Origin of the sequence: Arthrobacter sp. 9AX (assembly GCF_902506095.1) — a bacterium.
In the GTDB taxonomy this organism is placed as follows: Bacteria; Actinomycetota; Actinomycetes; order Actinomycetales; family Micrococcaceae; genus Arthrobacter.
This window is the reverse complement of the sequence record NZ_LR733293.1, coordinates 2,064,963-2,083,942: the sequence shown is the minus strand read 5'-3', so window position 1 is coordinate 2,083,942 and position 18,980 is coordinate 2,064,963. Positions and strand designations below refer to the sequence as shown.

The 18,980-nt window shown below is 63.0% G+C and carries 18 protein-coding genes; 11 read left to right on the top strand and 7 right to left on the bottom strand.

Annotated elements, in window-relative coordinates:
* The first annotated feature begins 212 nt into the window (after window positions 1-212).
* Window positions 213-1,469: an FAD-binding protein gene (locus BACI348_RS09520; RefSeq protein ID WP_159825247.1), complete on the top strand. Its 1,257-nt coding sequence runs from the start codon at window positions 213-215 to the stop codon at window positions 1,467-1,469.
* A gap of 16 nt (window positions 1,470-1,485) precedes the next feature.
* On the opposite strand, the gene BACI348_RS09515 is transcribed toward BACI348_RS09520, so the two are convergent.
* Window positions 1,486-2,322 (bottom strand): alpha/beta fold hydrolase, encoded by an 837-nt coding sequence (locus tag BACI348_RS09515; RefSeq protein WP_159825245.1) that lies wholly within the window; start codon window positions 2,320-2,322, stop codon window positions 1,486-1,488.
* A gap of 91 nt (window positions 2,323-2,413) precedes the next feature.
* Here BACI348_RS09515 and BACI348_RS09510 point away from each other — a divergent pair, with 91 nt between their 5' ends.
* The 4 genes from BACI348_RS09510 to BACI348_RS09495 all read left to right on the top strand — a co-directional run bounded on the left by BACI348_RS09510 (window position 2,414) and on the right by BACI348_RS09495 (window position 4,577).
* Window positions 2,414-2,749, top strand: a complete 336-nt coding sequence (locus BACI348_RS09510) for a hypothetical protein (protein ID WP_159825243.1) — start codon at window positions 2,414-2,416, stop codon at window positions 2,747-2,749.
* Window positions 2,750-2,866: 117 nt separating this feature from the next.
* Window positions 2,867-3,082, top strand: coding sequence for a hypothetical protein (locus BACI348_RS09505; protein WP_159825241.1), 216 nt, complete (start codon window positions 2,867-2,869; stop codon window positions 3,080-3,082).
* Window positions 3,079-4,215 (top strand): baeRF2 domain-containing protein, encoded by a 1,137-nt coding sequence (locus BACI348_RS09500; RefSeq protein WP_159825239.1) that lies wholly within the window; start codon window positions 3,079-3,081, stop codon window positions 4,213-4,215. The genes BACI348_RS09505 and BACI348_RS09500 overlap by 4 nt, the downstream gene beginning before the upstream one ends.
* A 47-nt stretch (window positions 4,216-4,262) precedes the next feature.
* Window positions 4,263-4,577, top strand: a complete 315-nt coding sequence (locus BACI348_RS09495; RefSeq protein WP_159825237.1) for a hypothetical protein — start codon at window positions 4,263-4,265, stop codon at window positions 4,575-4,577.
* Between the two features lie 107 nt (window positions 4,578-4,684).
* Here BACI348_RS09495 and BACI348_RS09490 read toward each other — a convergent pair whose 3' ends face one another.
* Window positions 4,685-5,218 carry a MarR family winged helix-turn-helix transcriptional regulator gene (locus BACI348_RS09490; protein WP_159825235.1) on the bottom strand — a complete coding sequence of 178 codons (534 nt, stop codon included), beginning with the start codon at window positions 5,216-5,218 and terminating at the stop codon, window positions 4,685-4,687.
* A gap of 267 nt (window positions 5,219-5,485) precedes the next feature.
* Here BACI348_RS09490 and BACI348_RS09485 point away from each other — a divergent pair, with 267 nt between their 5' ends.
* From BACI348_RS09485 to fliG, 4 genes are all read left to right on the top strand, one after another.
* A complete protein-coding gene (locus BACI348_RS09485) occupies window positions 5,486-5,938 on the top strand; it encodes a hypothetical protein (RefSeq protein WP_328699939.1) in 453 nt (150 codons plus the stop codon).
* Between the two features lie 50 nt (window positions 5,939-5,988).
* Complete coding sequence (locus BACI348_RS09480; RefSeq protein ID WP_236557506.1) at window positions 5,989-6,321, top strand: hypothetical protein; 333 nt, start codon at window positions 5,989-5,991, stop codon at window positions 6,319-6,321.
* Window positions 6,322-6,835: 514 nt separating this feature from the next.
* A complete protein-coding gene (locus BACI348_RS09475) occupies window positions 6,836-7,072 on the top strand; it encodes a hypothetical protein (protein ID WP_159825231.1) in 237 nt (78 codons plus the stop codon).
* A 197-nt stretch (window positions 7,073-7,269) separates the two neighbouring features.
* Window positions 7,270-8,301 carry a flagellar motor switch protein FliG gene (gene fliG, locus BACI348_RS09470; RefSeq protein ID WP_236557505.1) on the top strand — a complete coding sequence of 344 codons (1,032 nt, stop codon included), beginning with the start codon at window positions 7,270-7,272 and terminating at the stop codon, window positions 8,299-8,301.
* A gap of 146 nt (window positions 8,302-8,447) precedes the next feature.
* Here fliG and BACI348_RS09465 read toward each other — a convergent pair whose 3' ends face one another.
* Window positions 8,448-8,969 carry a MarR family winged helix-turn-helix transcriptional regulator gene (locus BACI348_RS09465; protein WP_442858525.1) on the bottom strand — a complete coding sequence of 174 codons (522 nt, stop codon included), beginning with the start codon at window positions 8,967-8,969 and terminating at the stop codon, window positions 8,448-8,450.
* A 1,266-nt stretch (window positions 8,970-10,235) separates the two neighbouring features.
* Between BACI348_RS09465 and mobF the strand changes: the two genes are divergently transcribed.
* Together mobF and BACI348_RS09455 are read left to right on the top strand one after the other, a co-directional pair.
* Window positions 10,236-13,793: a MobF family relaxase gene (gene mobF, locus BACI348_RS09460; protein WP_159825226.1), complete on the top strand. Its 3,558-nt coding sequence runs from the start codon at window positions 10,236-10,238 to the stop codon at window positions 13,791-13,793.
* A gap of 655 nt (window positions 13,794-14,448) precedes the next feature.
* The gene (locus BACI348_RS09455; protein ID WP_159825224.1) at window positions 14,449-14,733 is read left to right on the top strand and encodes a hypothetical protein; all 285 of its coding nucleotides are present in this window, start codon (window positions 14,449-14,451) and stop codon (window positions 14,731-14,733) included.
* Between the two features lie 156 nt (window positions 14,734-14,889).
* Here BACI348_RS09455 and BACI348_RS09450 read toward each other — a convergent pair whose 3' ends face one another.
* The 4 genes from BACI348_RS09450 to BACI348_RS09435 all read right to left on the bottom strand — a co-directional run bounded on the left by BACI348_RS09450 (window position 14,890) and on the right by BACI348_RS09435 (window position 18,958).
* A complete protein-coding gene (locus BACI348_RS09450; protein ID WP_159825222.1) occupies window positions 14,890-15,396 on the bottom strand; it encodes a single-stranded DNA-binding protein in 507 nt (168 codons plus the stop codon).
* 55 nt (window positions 15,397-15,451) lie between these two features.
* Window positions 15,452-16,597 (bottom strand): ArdC-like ssDNA-binding domain-containing protein, encoded by a 1,146-nt coding sequence (locus BACI348_RS09445; protein ID WP_159825220.1) that lies wholly within the window; start codon window positions 16,595-16,597, stop codon window positions 15,452-15,454.
* An 83-nt stretch (window positions 16,598-16,680) separates the two neighbouring features.
* On the bottom strand, window positions 16,681-17,193 hold the full coding sequence (locus BACI348_RS09440; protein WP_159825218.1) for a hypothetical protein: 513 nt from the start codon (window positions 17,191-17,193) through the stop codon (window positions 16,681-16,683).
* Window positions 17,180-18,958 (bottom strand): type IV secretory system conjugative DNA transfer family protein, encoded by a 1,779-nt coding sequence (locus BACI348_RS09435; protein ID WP_159825216.1) that lies wholly within the window; start codon window positions 18,956-18,958, stop codon window positions 17,180-17,182. The genes BACI348_RS09440 and BACI348_RS09435 overlap by 14 nt, the downstream gene beginning before the upstream one ends.
* Window positions 18,959-18,980 lie beyond the last annotated feature (22 nt).

The window sequence follows — 18,980 nt, the reverse complement described above, 5'->3', positions numbered from 1 at the left end:
ACCCACTCTGCCACGATTCACGCGCGCGCCGAATGGCGCCGGCCGACGAATTTAGAGGAGGGTGGCGATGCGGCAAATCTATAACGATAGAGAGATGGCTGCCGGCAAAGAACCCGGGAGGCCCGTGCGCGCCGTGGAAGCACCTTGACACCCTCCGTTGTGAGCGCTGACAGTTGAGGAAGCAAAATCCCATTCCCACTGAAAGCTGACTTTTGAAGAACTGGGCAGGAAACCTGGAATACTCCTCAGCGCGTGTTGAACGGCCCGAGTCGGTGGCCGAACTCGCCCGGATCGTGCAGCAGGCGGGGCGCGTCAAGGCCCTCGGGTCCCGGCACTCCTTCAACCGCGTGGGGGACACCGACGGCGTGCATGTCCTGCTCGACGCCCTGCCCCAGCAGATCGAACTCAATCCGGAGCGCGGCACCGTGAAGGTCAGCGGGGGCGTCAGCTACGGAGCCCTGTGCCGCGCGCTCGAGCAGTCCGGCATGGCCATCCACAACCTGGCGTCCCTCCCCCACATTTCGGTGGCCGGTGCGGTCCAGACCGGAACCCACGGCTCGGGGGTGAACAACCCGTCGCTGGCCGGCGCGGTGCAGTCCATCGACCTTGTCCGCCCGTCAGGGGAATCGGTCACCCTGACCCTGGCGGATGGCGACGAGTTCCTCGCAAGCGTGGTGGGCCTGGGCGCCCTGGGCATCGTGACGGGCCTGGAATTGGCAGTCCAGCCGAGCTACCGGATGCGCCAGCGCGTCCTTGAAAACCTGCCGTGGGACCGGGCACTGGACGGCTTTGCCGGGATCGTTTCCAGCGCCTACAGCGTCAGCCTGTTCACCGACTATGCGGGTGAAACCATCAGCCAGGTTTGGCTGAAGGCACTGGACCCGGAACCTGCGCTGGCCGACCTGTTCGGCGCCACGGCGGCCGCCCGCCCCCGCCATCCGCTGCCGGACATGTCCGCGGAGAACTGCACTATCCAGCTGGATGAGCCGGGGCAATGGCTGGACCGGTTGCCGCACTTCAGGCACGAGTTCACCCCCAGCAACGGCAACGAGCTCCAGAGCGAGTTCATCCTGCCACTGGATCATGCACCCGCGGCGCTCCTGGCGGTCCGCGCCGTGGCGGACAAGCTCTCGCCCCTGCTTTTTGTCTCGGAAATCCGCACAGGAGCTGCAGACGAGTTCTGGCTCAGCCCGTTCTACCGGCAGCAAAGCGTGGCCCTGCACTTCACCTGGAAGCCGCTGCAGCCAGAGGTGGAGGCATTCCTGCCGGAACTCGAGGAGGCGCTCCGGCCTTTCGGCGCCCGGCCGCACTGGGGCAAGCTGTTTTCCGCTGCCGGCCACGACTGGGAATCCCTGTACCCGCGGTTTGCGGCTTTCCGGTCGCTGGCCTCCGGGCACGATCCCGAGGGGAAGTTCCGGAACGGTCTGCTGGACACTGTCCTCGGCGTGCCGGCCGCGAGCGGCCGATAGCAGGCAGCTTCAGCGGCTACTGGTCCTGCCAGCCGGGTGGCGGCGCCGCGTCCAGGAACGTGGTGACCACGTCCAGCACCAGCGCCGTCCTGGCCAGGCCGAAGAAGTGTGTTGTGCCGGGAAAGACGGCCAGCTGTGACGCAGGCACTCCCTCGAAGTCGCCGTTCACGTCCCCTCCGCGCAGCTGCAGGAACCGCACGGCATGCTCAAGCTTGACCATGTCGCAATCGCCCACGGTGACCAGCGTCGGGGCGGCGATGCCACGGATCTCCTCATCACTCCAGCCACCCGAGCCGGTATCGTAGCCGCCCAGCTTGTCCAGCAGGCCCTGCAGATGTTCGCGGTCCGCGTGCGGTGAAACAGCCAGGTAGCGCTGTTCCATCGGAGTGCCGGCGATCATGTCCACCGTCATGGAGGCCACCGCCTCCGCGTTGCCGCCGCGGTCACCGTCGGGACGGAATGCCACCGAGGAGACAACGAGCTTGCGCACCAGTTCCGGATGCTTGACGGCCAGGTGCAGCGCAACAGCTCCCCCAACGCTGAAGCCAAAAACGTCCACCTCGCGGACGTCCAGGTGGGCAAGGAGTCCGACGACGTCGGAGGCCAGGTCCGCGGTGCCCAGGGGGCGGTCGGTGTCGTTGGTCCGGCCGTGCCCCTGGAAATCCGTGGCGATGACCGTTCGGCCTTCCGACAATCCCGGGATCAGGGCGCCAAACTGCTGCTCGATATCGAACAGTCCGCCGTGCAGGAGGAGCAGCGGCGTGCCGCCGTCACCGTGCACTTCGTAATACATCTGCAGTCCGTTTACGGGGGCATACCCTGCCTCCCGGGCGGCCGCCGGTCGCTCAGCCATCTGGTGGTCCTTCGTCCGTTGTGGGGCCATCCTAATCCGGCGCCGGCGTCCGCGGGAGGGCGCGCTGCCGCCTCATTGTTAGGGTGGAACCATGAACCGCCGCCTTGCCGCCCTGTCCGCCGCCCCCCTGATGCTGCTGCTCGCCGGCTGCGGTGCGGTGGAGGAAGCCGCCTCGAACGCGGCCAGCGACGCCGCTTCGAAGGTTGCCACGGCCGCAGCTGACGAGGTGAACCGGCAGATTTGCGCCATCGTCCAGGACGGCCTGGTGAGCGTGGAGGACAAGCGTGCCCTGGGCGGACTGGTGTCGGCGGCAAAAACCGCCGGGGTGCCGTCTGAAATTACGACGCCGCTGGGCCAGATCGCCGAAGCCGGAGACCAGGTGCCGTCCGAGTCCGTCCAGGCCCTGAAGGATGCGTGCACGGCTTAGCGACACTGGCCGCACTGCCCTAGCACTGCCCCTTTTGGCCGCCGCGTCCTGGTGCTACGGTGAAGAGACGAACTAGTAAGCCTGTGATACTAAATTCACGGAGCGAAGGAGATCGTCATGGCTGAACGCGGCAACACCAAACACGGCCCGATCCTGGATGACGAGCTGAAGCACGAAACCCAAGGCGCGGTGCATGCGAACCAACCTCCCCATGCGGAGGAATGGCGCGAAACAGAACCTTTCCCGGACGACACGGACCCGGCAGAAATCCAAGAGGCCCTCAACCCCGTGGCCTCCCCCGATTCCATCAGCGATGAAGAGGGGGAACAATGACCGCCAGCTTGAAAGAGCACGCGGACCGGATGCGGCTTCCCGGGCCCTGGTGTACGGCTTACGTGGACGCCGCCACCGGCACCGTGGACACTTTGGAGGCATCGGATGTCCGGCCCGGCAATGTCCGCGCCGCCCTTGAAGCCCAGGGCGCTTCTGCTGCAGACCTGGATGCACTGGAACAGGCCTTGCAGCCGGAAGCAGGGGTCCCGGGCCCGGTATCACGGTTCGTCCTGGTCCATCAGGGAAAAGTCGAAATCAACGAGGTCCTGCCGGGCGCACGAGTACTACCCGAGCGGGTGTCAGTGGACCCCGTCCCCGACCTCCTGCCCTTGGTGAAACACCGTCCGGAGGAGTTTCCTTACCTTGTGGCCGAAGTCAGCCGGGAACATGGGGAAATCAGACTGCACTACGCCGGGGCTGGAAGCCCCGCCAGTGCCGAGGAAGTCCAAGGTGAAACCCAGCACATCAAAAAGTTCCAGGGCGGGGGCTGGGCACACCTCCGCTTCCAGCACCACACCGAAGATGTTTGGCGCCGCAACGCCGACCAGGTGGCTGAGGAGATTGACCGCGTGGTGGCTGGCAGCGGAGCGCGGCTGATTGTCCTGGCGGGGGACATTCACGCCCGCAGACTGGTTCAGGAGCAACTGTCCAAGGCCAGCCAGGCAATAGTATCGGTGGTCGATTCCCACACTCACACCGAGGGTGCCGACGCCAGGCTCCTTGACGACCAGGTGAACCAGAGGGTCGCGGAACAATGGGCCACGGAACAGCAGGACATCATGGACCGCCTGGCCATGCAGGAGGGCCAGGCCAACCCCGAATCTGCAACCGGCGTGGGGGCTGTGGTGCATGCCCTTCAGCAGGCACAGGTGGAGGTACTGATCCTGGACGATGCCGCACTGGCAGAACGCACCCTGCTGGCCCTTGACGCCGAGCCCTGGGTAGCCACCGCGGAGGAGGAGTCCCTGGGGGCGAACGTGCTGGGCAAGGTTCCGGCGCCCGCGGCCCTGTTGCGGGCAGCGGCGCTGACCGACGCACGGGTCCTGCTGGTTCCGGGCCCGGTCCTTCCCGAGGGCACGGACGTGGCAGCCCTGCTGCGCTGGCCCACCGGGCCGACAGTGCCGGCGTCGTAAACCTCCAAGACCATAGCAGCACCGGAGCGGAGACAGGAAGGAACATTATGGCAACCGCACATGACGATGGGGACGTTGCCCCCGGCGGCGTCATCATCCCCGAAGAGGACGCGCTGCCCGCACCTACGCGGACGGGCCACGGCAAGATGCCGGAAAACATCGACGATGAGGCGTACCAGGCCGCGGTTGAGCAGGAGCGTGTTGCGGCCGGCCTCGCCGACTATGCCCCCAGCGACGTCCCGCCGGCAACTGATCCCTTGCCCGAGGAGGCGTCCGACGCCGCTGATCTGGCCCAACGAGGACTGCTGGAGAATAACGAGGCCTCCGGCGACCAGGGAAGCGGGGGACGGGGCGACAGCTGACAAGCAAGTGCAACAGTGAAGGGCAGGGCCGGGCGGCCCCGTCCTTCACTGTTTGCCCTGCTTGCAGTTTGTGGCCCTGCTCGCTTCCCTCGCAGCAGGGCCACGGATTATTCCGGCTGCGGCTGGTCCCGCCCCCGCAGTGGCGGGCCGCGGAAGCCAAGCGCCTTGCGCGCCGTCCTGTGCTCGGGCGCCACAAAAGGAACCACCTCCTGATCCCGGCCCGGCGGCACCGCCCAAATGAACTTGGTGAGTTCATCCTGCAAAATCTTCCAGGAAATGTCGGGATCGTTCGGATAAGCGTCAACTTCGGCCTGCTTGGCCGCCTCCAGCGCGGCCCTGCCGGCTTCCGTGAGCTCCACCTTGAACTGTCTGCGGTCGGTGGAATGGCGCGTCCTGGAGATGTGCCCTGAGCCTTCGAGCCTCGTAAGTACCCTGCCCAGGGTCTGGCTCTGTACCCGGACTACTTCTGCGAGCTGCTCCTGGTTGAGCGGCCCCGCCGTGAGTCCCTCAAGGGCTATGACGGCTGCCCTGGTGAGGCCCAGGGGGGCCAAAGCGTCATCCTGACGTCGTTGGACCAGACGCGCCGCCACCGTAATTAGGCGGTAGCTGTTCCGCGCATCCGGATCGAGGTTGCTGGTCATCGGCCGTGGCCTTCCTGTAGGTGGCGGAGTGCGGGTGTCACCCGTTCATGCGTCGCTACCTACCTACAATAAGCATGCTTAGCATCCGGTTTGCAAGTGGGCTTACTATCGCCCCGCCGGGCCGGCGCCCTCAGCGAGGCTCTCGGCACAACCCCTTGCAATCTAAATGGGAAGTGTGCTTAGTATCTAAGTAGTAACCCTGCTTACTAAAACAGCCAGCACTGCTGGTTCTTGATCGCCAGCTGACCCTTTGCGAAAGAGAGCATGATGACAGAGAACCAATGGCCCCAGACCCCCAACCCTGCTATCCCGGAGCCTTACGCTTCCGAAGTGGGCGTTGACGAGACGTACGCCTCAGCCGCTGCGGGCACCACTGGCACCTCCAAGACCGAGGCCGCCAAGGAACAGGCTTCGAACGTGGCCGGCCAGGCCGCCACGTCAGCCCAGGGCGTAGCGCACACGGCCAAGGAGGAAGCAGCCAACGTTGCGTCCGAGGCCAAGCACAGCGCCCAGGATCTGCTGGCGCAGGCGAAGTCCGGGTTGTCAGACCAGGCGGGCACGCAGCAGCAGAAGGCCGCCGAGGGCATTCGGAACATTTCGAGCCAGCTAGTGAGTATTGTCCGGCCCTGGGCATCGAGAGCGCAGACGCCGACGCTGACCGTGTCCATGACCGTGCCAAGGAGGTGTTCTCGTTCCTCGCTCGCTCTTAGTAGCTCCTGAACCTCGGTTTGCTGCTTTTCCAGCAGACGTTGCTGGAGGGAAAGTACGTTGTGAACCGTATGAACGGTGAGTGCGATGGCCGCCAGGATAACGGGCAGGAGCACTATCCGCACGAAGTCGGCCCGGGTGATTCCACCGCCCAGGATCATCGGGGGCAGGACGGCGCTGAGGAGGGCCGCAAGAATGGCGATGACGACTCCGCTGCGGTGCCTGGTGGCGGACAGCCAGATGACCGGAAAGACGAGGAGGTAGCCCAGCACGGCAAGGTATTGATCCGCCGCCCCGCGGGTGAGTCCAACGGCCAGGCAGTCCAGGACAGGGATGATAAACACTGCCCGTCCCGGCAGCCTTTCCCACGGCACAAGAAAGCAGCCGACGAGTAGAAACAGATGTGCCACCAAGCTGTACCCGAACGGGCCGAACCACTCGAGTCCTGGGTGTAGGAAAGTCACCAGGACGGTGACCAGCAACATCGTTACGGACAACGGAAGCTGGAACAAAACCATCCGCCCACGAGGCCCCCGCCCCCGGAAATACCGCTCCACCGTCACAACAGGCATGGCATTCCTTACCCCAGCTTTCAAACGCTAATTATCAAGCCTACTTACCATTATTAGTGCCCTAATTGTTTGCGCACGAATCATGCTATCTTGTGTTCGGATCCATTCCGGCGGGCCCCACCCCCCAATGCGGGCTCGCCGGGGTGGATCACCTTCATATTGCGCGCAGTCGGAGGCTGGCGTTGGAGCGCTCCGGCGCCTCTCGTGCGGTCGAGCGACCCTGCTCTCGGAATTGAACCTGTCGCGTCCGCGACTCCACGTGATGCTCGGCCTGCAAGTTGCTGCTTCCCCGACATCAGCACCGCATTTCAAGTACCACAGAAGGATGAGAAGAAAGATGATCACGACCCTCCAAGCGGAGAGGACCTACCACGTCACCGGGGACAATCCCCAGTCCATCCAGGAAGACCTGGACTCCGCCGTCGAACTGGTACGTCAGCAGGCCATGGAAGAACGCCGGCACGGGATCCTGGTCACACGCCTCGGCACAGCGTCCTTCATAGTGACACTCAGTGATCAGGTTCCCTACGGAACCACCCAAGAATCGTGCCACATCGAGACCCTGCAGCGGTGATAAAAAGCCAGAAAGCTGCGTCTAGGGAACGCAGCCTTTCCAGCGCACAAGTAAGTTCACCTGTACGGTCAAGACCTCCTGCGCGCCGACGCCCCTCGCCACCGGACAGACAATTGGAAATTGAAGCGGGTATGCATTGTTAGTCATACCCGTCCTCACGCTCCGGCCCTTGGTCCCTTCACTGAACGGCGAAGTCGGTGAGTTTTGAAGACCAGGCCCCGTCCAGCGCAGTTCTGAGCGGGGCACAAAAAGTCGCTGTGGTTCTAATGCAACTGAGTCCATCCAGCGCCGCCTCCGTGTTTGCTCAGTTTTCCGAGTCCGAGGCCGAGGAGATCGCAGCAGAAATCATGCGGCTTCGCAAAGTCCCGCCCCTTGTGGCCAGCACAGTCATCAACGAGTTCCACGAGCACGTCGCCAGCGGCCGACGCGCCGCCCGTGGTGGCCGAGACCTCGCTGCGGGACTTCTGGAAGCCTCCTTTGGCGCCGATAAAGCTGCAGGCCTAATGGAAAAGGTTGCAGGCGCGATGGTTGGAAAATCCTTCGACTTCCTCGAACCCATGTCAGCGGAACAAATCGCGGCACTGCTCGACGGAGAGCTGCCACAAACGACCGCCCTGGTCCTGGCGCATCTGCGCCCAAGCAAGGCCTCAGTTGTTCTGACGACCCTCGATGAGGAGCATGCCGTCGATGTTGCCAGCCGCATCGCCACTATGGGACAAGTGGCACCGGAAGTAATCTCTACCGTGTCCGACATCTTGAAACAACGCGCCGGTGCCGTCCTGATACCAGGGAAATCCAGCGAGAACGTGGGAGGTATACGTCCACTCGTGGAGATCATCACCCGGACCGACGCCAGAACCGAGCGCAACGTCTTGGACGGGCTGGATCGTTTGGACTCCGAACTCGCCAGCGAGATACGCGCCCAAATGTTAACGTTTCAAGACATCGTCAGGCTCGAACGACGTGACCTCCAGCGCATTTTGCGCGGCGTAAGCCCCCAAATTCTGGCGACCGCTCTAAAGGGCGCGACCTCCGTCGTTCTTGAATCCGTCCAAAACAACATCTCGGAGCGAAACAAGGAAATCCTGCTTTTGGAAATGGCTAATTCCGGGCCGCTACGGGCATCGCAAGTCGAGGAAGCCCGGGCGCAAATTGTGCGCTCAATCCGGGAAGAAACCGCTATCGGGACCATCAACATGCGACGGGCTGACGAGGACTACATCCAATAGCACCCCGCCCCGGCAGGCGGGCCAAGGGTTCTTCCGGGCCACGTCCGGCGGCCTGCGACGCCCACGTGGACTGTGCGGGCAGGGCAAGTCGGAATAAGCACCCGGAACGGCCTCCGCCAATCCCAGTTCAGCGCCAAACCGCGACCCTAGAGAAGCTGATCCTTGGAGCCATCCCCGCCCACTTCGGCAGCGTCCTGGCCTGCTTCTATGTGACCAATTTGTGCGGCGTGGGCAAGATTCGACATGGTCTTGTGGAGCTCCTGAGCCTCTTCGCGGCTGAGACCCAGCTTGCCAAGCATAATGCCGGGAACGTCCAGCGCCCTTTTTCGAAGGGCACTTCCGGACGGCGTTAGGCTTACGGCGAGGGAACGCTCGTCATTGGGTACGCGCTTGCGGGTGACGTATCCGGATGCTTCCAGGCGCTTGAGCAACGGCGAAAGGGTTGCCGGGCCGAGTAAAAGCTCCTCGCTTATGTCCTTGACCGAGCGGGGGCTGCGCTCCCAGAGGGCCAGCATCACGAGGTACTGGGGATGGGTAAGGTCAAGCGCCTGTAGTACAGGCCGGTAGGCGCTGATGACCATTCGAGAAGCCAGAGTCAATGCAAAGCACAGTTGCCGCTCAAGCAAAAGATCATCGTCGCTCCCTGCATGAGAAGACATGCAAGACATGATATCGAGATCGTGACCGGTGACGGCCATTGAACGAAAGGCCTCAGCTACCAGCCATGTGAGCGAATTATGTTGAACGTCTCAGCCCGGCACCTCTGCTCATCCTGTACGCCGTTAAAGATGGTGGCCGTGACTACGGTTGAATCATTGGACACCGGTGACGAAGCGGCGACTAGGAGCAGCGCAGCACCCACGCTTGCACACAGGCCTACTGCGACAACGGAGAACGCGAGAACAACTCCGGCCGCGCTGAACACCCAATTAGCAACTATTGTTGGACGGCGGCGGTATGCGAAAGCTGATGGCACGAAGTCAAGCTGCAGCACACCCCAACCTGACGTCAGGCAGCCCTCAAATAGCGTCAGAATAGGGTGCGAAAGCCAGTTTTTGCACATGTCCAGCGTCAAGTCTTAGATTCAAACCTGACCGCAGTCCTTGTGTCGGCGGTGCCTGGCAATTGTGCAACAGCCTGTTGCGCAATTGTCCAGAGGCCGTCTGGACAATTAAGAGTCCGAGCTGTAGGGGCTCCTCTGTCCGAGTCCTGCGTGTCCTCGAATCTGCGCAGTAGTGCCACAAGCTGTAGCCCTTTTATTAGCGGTCCACCATCCCCCCGCGCCCAGCTTCGATACCGGTGCCACAGTTATCGTCTAGCGCCCCACGTGCCCATCATGATCGGCTCCTCACACCTCTGGCATCCAAGGCCTGAGCGTGAGAGCGCACTCACGGTGAGTCATGTCGTCGCTACACGTGCAGCGGATGAACCAGCGTGACCAGCAATGTATGTGAAGAGTGCCGCAGTGTTTTCGAACCCGCACGCAGAAGTCAGCGCTTCTGCTCTACACGCTGCGCCAACAGGAGTCGGAGCCGACGACGTCGGGGCGCGCCGGCCACGGCGCGTGGAACGAGCTTGAGCGCGCCACATCTAAAAGCGCAGTTACAAGCGACTAAGCGTCGGCTGGAGTCAGAAAGGAGCTCCTGCAACCGCCAACGCGCCATGTTTCAGTCCAAGCTCCGCTCCCAGGCGTCTGAGATTGAACGACTTGCTGCCGAGAACTCGGAACAGCGGCAGAGCATCAACCTCCTGCAGTCAGAGGTCGCCCGCCTCAAACGAGCCCAACAGATCAATGTGCAAGACCTCGCACATATCGCAGCCTGGCTCGTCTCAATTTCCCGCGCGAAGGGAATTGCTCTCGACGTTCGCACCTTAGAAATCATGCGGCGCAGAGGATGGGATCCGACGAGGCGCCAAGCAGGAGCCCCACGGCCATGACCATGTCTATCGCGAGGCTTTCGGCACAATCAGGCCTGCGTTACCTGTTCAAGACCACCATGATCGACGACGTCTCGGCTACTCCCCCGGACGCCACGACGTACTACATGAAGGCAGGCACTCCAGAAGGGCGTTGGATCGGCAAGGGGCTCAAGGGAATCAACAAAACGGAAGGTGACGCCGTCACGGAGACCGACGCACGGGCCGTTTTCGACTTAGCAGCCCATCCCGACACCGGCACTCCCCTGGGCCGCCCGCACAACCGACCAACCGTCGTCGAGAATAAGAACGCCCCAACCACCGTGCGTCACGCCGTAGTCGGTTTCGATCTAACCTTTAGCGTGCCAAAGTCCGTGTCCGTGCTCTGGGCGCTTAGCCCGCGGAGCACGCAGGACCGAATACTGCGAACCCACCACGAAGCCGTCGCAAACACACTTGCGTGGCTTGAGGAGAACGTCATCCATACACGGGCCGGACGCAACGGAGTCGCCCACCTCGGCACGCGCGGCGTCCTCGCCGCCTCATTCGACCACTGGGAATCACGCACCGGTGATCCGCAGCTCCACACCCACCTGGTGATCGCCAACCGTATCCAGCGCATCACGGACGGCGCCTGGGTCACCTTGGACTCCCGCACCCTGTACAAAGCCGCCGTCGCCGCTAGCGAACACTACAACGGACTCCTCTTCGACGCCCTTCAACAGGAACTCGGAACCGACACCGACATCCGAAATCCCGTCACCACCACGTACAACCCCAGCCAACAGCTCACCGGCATTGACGAAGAACTCATCCGTGAATTCTCCAACCGGTCCCGCCTCATCAATTTGGAGACAGACCGACTCGTGGCCGAATGGATCACGGAACACGGCCATCCCCCGACAGCCACCACAACCATCAAGCTCCGCCAGCAAGCCACCCTGGCTACACGCGTCCCAAAGACCGAACTCCCCACGCCATTGCAACGGCTCTCCGAACAGTGGCGGGCACGTGCACTCGCGAAGGGATTCCAACCGTCCGAAGTCCTGGTTGCCACCATCAACCGCTCGCAGTCTTCGCCATTCACGACCAGCGACTTCACCTCTGACTGGATACAAGCCGTCGCAACGCTCGCCAGGGAAAGAGTGGCCGCAAGGCGTTCGACCTGGAACCGCTGGAATCTGCTGGCCGAAGCGGAACGGGTCTGCGCCCAGATCCGCTGCCGCACCGCATCGGATCGGGCGAACCTGATGGATGCAGTCGCTACCGCAGCCGAGCAACAGTCCGTCGCCCTCAACGAATACCGCTACACCGTCCCTCCCGACGCGGCGCCAGACCTGAGGCTGGGGCAGCAGAGCTGCTTCGACTTCCAGGGGTCACGGCTCTACACGGACGCGTCGACGCTCGCCTGTGAGGACGCGATCATGGCAGCAAGGAACGACGACGGCGGCCCGGCGGTCCGCGCGGACGTCACCTTGGATGCGCTGGACATTGCCGAGCGCTCGAAGAAGCCAGTACTGCACACCGACCAGCGTGCCGCCGTCGCCGACGTTGTCCTAAGCGGTAACCGCCTCGACGCCATCGTCGGCCCCGCTGGCACGGGAAAAACGACGACACTCGCGGTGGTCAAAACAGTATGGGAAGCCGAGTTCGGCGCCGGAAGCGTCATCGGTTTGGCCCCGGCGGCCGCGAGCGCTGAGGTGCTGGGTCGCGAGCTAGCGATGGCCACAGAGAACGTGTCGAAGTGGCTGCATGAATCGGTGGGTCACGGTGTGGGCACGAGAGCTGGGCGCTTCCTCGACGTCCAGGCCCGTTTGGCCGAGGCTCCTATCGGCGAGCGCCGGAGCATTGCCTACGCTCAGGAAGCGGCCCGCCTTGCTGCCACCCAGCACCGGTGGTCGTTCCATCAGGACCAACTCGTGATCGTCGATGAGGCTGCCATGGTTTCCACGTTTCAGCTCGCGGCGCTTGTTCAGCAGGCCCAGGATGCCGGAGCGAAGATTGTGCTGGTGGGTGATCCCGGCCAGCTGGACGCGATTGACGCCGGCGGTGTCCTCGGCTGGCTGGACTGGCAAGGCAAGACCACTCGGCTCAGCACCATCTGGAGATTCCATGAAGAGTGGGAACGGGCGTCATCCCTCAAGCTGAGGACGGGAGACTACTCTGCGATCGCTGACTATGAGCAGCATCAGCGGATCCGGCACGGCACTTACCTGGACATGGTCGACCAGGCGTACATTGCATGGCAGGCCGACACACGGACGGGCAAGTCGGCCATCCTTATCGCCGCGGATAACGAGACGGTCGGCTTGCTCAACGAACGCGCTCAGGCTGACTTGGTGGCCCAGGGGACGGTGGACGCCGAGCTGACAGTTCAGCTCGCCGATGGCTTGCGTGCCGGTTCGCGCGACAGGATCATCGCCCGCGGCAACAACCGCCGGCTGGTCGACAGCGACGAGGACTTTGTCCGGAACGGAGCGCTGTACGACGTCGAAAGCGTCCGACGTGACGGTTCAGTTCTAGCAGTGCGACGGGTGACAGGCGCACGCGTCGTACTTCCGCGAAGGTACCTAGAGTGCCACGTCGAGTTGGGATATGCGACTACGGCCCACCGCTCTCAGGGCATCACGGTCGATACGGGGCACACGGTAGTGACTCAGAGACGGCTTACCCGGGAACTGCTGTACGTCAGCATGACGCGCGGCCGGTCCGGCAACTTCGCGTACGTCAGTGAAGGCGACGACGTTGACTACCCCGCCGTCGACCCTTCCCTCCAGCTGTCCTGGCGGGACATTCTGGCTGAGGTCCTGGCAGCCGAAGGCGCTGAGCGAACCGCTCATGAAGTGCTCGAAGCGGAGCGAATGAAATCAGACAGCCTTGAGCGGCTCTACGCCGAGTACGACTACTTGGCGCAGATTGCGGCAAGTCACGATCTTCTGCAGTGCCTGAAGAAGCACTCCCCTGATTCGTTACCTAAGCTGGACCAGTCACCTTCGTGGGGCGCTGCTGTAGCGGCTTGGCGCAAAGCCACAGCGGTCAGCCGCCAGTATGCCGAGGCCGTTTTGGCCCGGACTCTCCGAAGCACCGCTACAGCCAAGGATCCCGTTGCTGTCCTCAGCATGCGGCTACGTCAGTCCTCAGGAGGAATGCCGACGGCGGCAGCGGAAGCTTTGCTTGAGGTACTTGAAATCTCTCGCCCCGACTTGGCTGCGCTGGTTGATCAGGTCCGCGACCGGATACGGCAGCGGACGGGAAACGTGATAATGGCCGCCTTGACACAGGAACCGGAGTGGAAGATCTGCTTGGATTCGCTGGTTGGCAGCGGTGGGATGCCCGGCGATCTGATTCGGGAGATTGCCATGTATCGAGACAGATGGGGAGTATCGCAGCCCGACCTTCCGTTGGGACCCAAACCGGCCGACTACGAGTGGGAACAGCACTCTGAATGGGAAAGACTCCAAGTAGCCATCGATGGCGTTCGACAGTCTTCAGAGACGTCTGAACCACCAACAAACGACGTCGACTTTCCCCTTAGCGGCCATGCCCTCCTTACTACTGCCGGCTGGCAGCTCTAAGCTGATCTAAGAGGCAAAGCAATGGCTACGAATCCTGTAGTGAGGCCAGTAGTTGCGACAGCCGGGCTGGTAGCGGCCAGTGCGACTGCCCTCATCCTGCTTGTCGTGACTCTGACATACATTCCTGCCGCAGACCTACCACTCTCGATGAAGATTCTCATCGCTGCAATCCCCCTAGCAGCGTCTCTGTACGTGGGCTGGCTGTGGTGGAGGCGGGCCAATCGACGGCGTACGTGGGAAGCTGCTGCAGCGGAACATTGGCGGTCCTTCTACAACGCGAAGCTGGCCGGCGGCACCACCGCCGAACTAACACTCCTCAGCGTTGACGCTGTCCAACCCACTGGTTCCTGGGTCACCGTCGCGTGGAACCGTTTCAATCACGTCCAGCCGGCATGGCTGGAGTCGCTCCCGGAACCGATCTGGCCTGGATCAGTCCTGCTCATCGCCCCCGACCCAGCGCAGGTGATGCCTGGCGCTCCATGGCCCGACACCTACTTCATCCGTGCCGCCGATTGCTTGGCTTGGGCACCCGCAGAGGGGCGCCCTTCCACACTGGAGCCGCCGTCGGCATTAAGGGCGCGCAACTCTTGAGTCAGGCAGCGCGGTAGCTACGACCCCAAGCAGGTATTCGAACGTATGTTCTATACTTGTCGTCGTGATCAAGTCCGGCTCCCCCGAAGATGTTGAGCGCATGATGGCTCGCATGGATGCCGAGGCGAGCCGTCCTATTGATGATCCCGCTCCGATCCGAGACTTTCCCAAGTATGGTCGGCCATTGGTTTTCGTCGGAGGCATCTATGGCAAGGCTGTTGGATGGACTCAGAAGTACGGCCTCATCGAGTGGCTCGATTCCTCCGGCAAGTACCACATGGGCTGGGCGCACTCATCAAGCATCAAACGTGTGAAACCGGAAGAGTGGAAAGGCAGCAGCCGGCTATAAGTCAGCGGGGAACGGCCCAGCCGGCCGGTCCTGCCAAGACCATCCTCCGTGAACACAAAGCAAGGCCTGGTTCCTCACGAAACCAAGCCCTGCTGTGGGTGAAGCGTGGGCTCGACAACGACGACGATGACTTTGACCTCGACGCCGGAGCGTTGGTCAGAGAATAATTTCAGTCCGTGCCGGGCCGCCAAAAGGGGACGCAGTCACCGGCCCCTTCGTGGTGACGCTGTAGGGGGCCGCGGGCTGGGCTGCCTCAGGGGCGGCCTGCAGACCGGCGCCAACAGTAGCTTCGGGTCCGGCGGCACGTGCTGAGCGCTGGTAAGCAGCTGTCCCGAAACGGAGATCGGGGCCGATCGTCTCAGCGACAATGCGGCGGGCCTCCCTCCGCTCCCCATCCTTTTCGAAGGAACGGAACTCGAGTTCACCCGACACTGTGACAGGGTCCCCCTTCTTCAGAGAGTTTGAGGCATTTTCGGCGAGCGCGCGGAACGCTGACACATTGTGAAAGACAGGCTCGCCGTCGTGCCAGGAACCGTCTGCACTCTGGACCCGCTGATTCACGGCGACCCGCATCTTGGCGTGTGCCACGCCGGACTCCCCATAAGTGAGGTCCGGGTCTGCGACGAGGTTGCCGGCGATGTTGACCGGGATCTTGGTACTCATATCTGTTTCCTTTCTTTCGCAAACGGGGCTCTCCCGTCCAACGCTTGTGAATGCCTTACGGGCCCTCGATCTCTAGTCCGCGCGACGGCCCCGGTTGGTTCATGCCCGCGTAAGAGTCTTGGCTGTCGACTCGCGGAGCGGCTTCAACTGACGGAACCTTTCCGCCGGAGCCCGGAGGATCAGTTGCTTCGAGAATCTCCTTGCTCGCTGCAGTGACGCGCCCAAGCACCGACTTCGCAATGTCCACGCGAGAGGCAGGCGTCTTGCCGGAGGAAGCGTCGGCGGCTGACTGCTCAGCCTCGATCACGGCGTCCGCCCAGCCTGACAAGTAGCTGGCTGACTGGGGACCGCGATCGGTCCCATGAGCTTTCAGCACGGTGTAGGCAACCGACTCGGCCTCGACTTCGGCCAGCCCACGGTGGTCCACGCTGCTTCCGTAGAGCTTGCCCACCTTGTCGTCCGGACCGTGAAGCAGCACATGCCCGAGCTCGTGTGCCAGCACGGCGGTACGTTCCTCGGCGTTCAACCAGCCGCCCACCCGAACCTTGCGCTGGGCAAAGTCGGTAAAGCCGCTGGTCAGCCCATACTGCGCATCGGTCACTTGGACCGAAAAGCCGTGCGCCCGCGCAACTCCAGCCAGTGACTCCCACAGTTGGGGAGCCAGCGCCGAGGAAACCCCGGTCGGCTTCGGGACCAGCAGCGGCGCTCCCTCGGTCTGCGAAACATCAAAGACCGCCTGGCCCCGCCAACCAGTGATGAGCGTCTTCTTTCCTTCATCGATGGCACCAAGAGGAGGCTTGTCACCGACGGGGACGCGCTGTCGCGTGCCATCGGGCAACAGCAGCTGTTGAACGCGGGCCGTCCTGGGTGCGATAACCCACAGAGCATATTCCCCGCGGAGGACCGTACGGCCGTGCCGCTCCCATTCCTTGTAGCCAGCCACCAGCGTCGGCTCCTCAGTGCCGCGCTGTGCCATCTGCATCATCAGCAGGGCGACGTTGCCCCCTGAGTAGCGCCACAGGTTAGCGGAGGCATCGAGCAGAACCTGCCAGCGCAAGGGAGACTCGACGGTCTCTTCGAGGATGGAGTGCAGGCCGTCCATCAACAGCGCAACGCGCTCTTCCGGCCGCAGGCGCCGGGTTTCCAATGCGGAATTTAGGTCCGGCGAGGTGCTCGCGGGAACCTCAGGTACAGCGGCCACGACAGCCACCCTTCTGCTTCTTGGACCGCAGCATTGCTGCGAAGACACCCGTTCATGGCTGCAGGTCCCGTGAGCGACATGATTCAGAACTCGGGAACCAGCTGATGGGCGGCCTTGCACCATTCGAGGAAAGCAGGGTCGTCGTTGGCCAGGAGACGCGGGGAAGGTTCCTTGTGCGACTGCAGCCCGACGCATCCTGCCGTCCTGGTGTGCATCCTCAGGCGTTCGACGGCGTGCGGAAGCCTTTCGTGAAAGGCCAGCGGGCCGAAGCCCGGGTCATCCGGGGTGAAGGAGGCAAGCTCCGCCCGCTGCAGTGCGTATAACTCAGCCACGATCTCTGGGTGCTTCCACCAACAATCCGGCACGACCGACGTCGTGAATTGATAAGTTGCCACGAGCCAGCGGACCCAGGCATAGAGTGACCGCCACACGTCCTGTGCCTGCTCGGCGTTCATGTCCCGCCAGCGGCGGGTCACGCTCTTCGGGGCGGCCGGTGAGGTAAATGCGGATCGAAACAGCTGTGCAGTGATTTCGTCGTCGCCAAAGGAACCTGCGGATGGAACATCGAACTCATCAGTGCTGTCATGGCTGCGCATCCGGCCCCTCCTCAGTCTTCTGCTGGCGCTGCCTGTGGCCGTCCGCCAAAAGTGTCTCCATCTCGGCTTTGAGGCGGCGCAGCTCCCCCGCGTCTTTGCGCTTGTGCCACTCCAGCAGGTCGAGCAGGATGGGACGCGTTCGTCGGCCAAGCATGAGAGCCGTTCCGGCGGGTAAGCGCCGGATCTCGTCGAGGGCGATCACCGGGGTTTCACGTATCTGCTCACCGTCCTGGCGGCCCTGGGACGACCAGGACCGCGTTGTGAGCGTTAGGCTCCGCTCCCCGAGCAACCCGGCGAGGGAGCGAAGATCTCGCTCGTCGGATCCACCGCCGAAGATGACCTTGATGATGGCCGAGTCCCAAATCGTTGACGCCTCATCGATGGACCAGCCGGAACGTGCCTGGGACAGAGACTGCAAAACGACCAAAGTCGAGATGCCGATGCCGCCGCCATCCGACAGCGCGACTGGTAGTCCCGGCCAGGGTGCCAGATTGGCGATTTCATCAAGGATCAGGGATAGCGGTGGCTCCAACCGGCCGCCTGGGGAAACGAAGGCCATTTCGCGTGCTGCGTTGTCTATGTCGTCGATCAGCGCGGACAGGTAGGGGCCCGCAGCGGCCGCTCCCGCACGCGTTCCGATCAAGTAGAGGGTGCCGCGCTCGCGGATAAAGGTCTTGGGATCGAACTCTTCAGACTCATCCTGTGGGTTCAAGGCAGCCAAAACTTTCGGCGAGGACAGCGGTGCGACGGCGGCCGAGACACCGATCCATGAGTTGGACGTATTGCGCGGGTCGTCTTCGAGGATGCCCATCAGGTCGGCCTGCCACCCCATGGCCGCGTCCGGGCGGCCGAGTACCTCGAGCGCCTCGCGAGCCAGCACGGGGCTGGAGGACCAGCGCCTGAATGCTGCCACTCCCTCACCGCACAAGGCAGCAGCGTGAAGCAGGCACTGAAGTACTATCAGCGAGCGCTTCTGCCACGCTGCGTTCTCCCCCTTCATCTCCGTATCCGCCGTAATGACCAGCGCTCGCCGGGTGGCAATGTCCGGGTCCTCGCAGCCCCGGACGGGCGACCAGCGAAGTGAGGATGGAATGCCCGACATGCCCTGCGGGTCAAACACCGTCACGGGCCTGCCATCGGACGCACGCGCTTTCATTGTCACCACCAGGTTGTCTGCCCGCGTTGATGTGGTGACCACGGCTCCGGGCGCATCAAGGATGGCGTTGATTACCACGTAGAGCCCCTTGCCGGACCTCGGGGCGCCCTGAATCACCATCGACTCTTCCGTTGAGACATTAATGGTGACCCCGCGGGAGCGGCCAAGAGTCCATGAGACATCCTGCACCGACGGATTCACGAGACCCGGGCGCGTGAACTTGCCCCGCTTTCGAACAGCCCTTGCCCCGAAGTCATGGAGGATCTCGGCCCGGCGTGCGACGCCGTCACGGTTCAGGATGTCCTGCCGCAGCCAGCCGCCGGACTGCTTCCAACGCCGCCAAGCGACCAGCGCGCCGACAGCGAGCGCGCTGGCCACAACTACAGTGGGCGCGAGAACCCACCAAACACTATCCGTACCAATTGCACAGCCGGGCGGATGGGCGACTATCCAGTCCATCCTGTTGGTCAGGAGTCCGACGGCGGCCGCTGGGTTGAATGGGGACGGCGGCACATTGCCGCATCGCCACGAGACGATCACGTGCGCCGCCGCCTGAATCACTGCACAGAGGCTCACGTAGGCCGCCGCCACGACCAGCCCCGCCGTCACCAGAGGATTGTCGACGACAGCC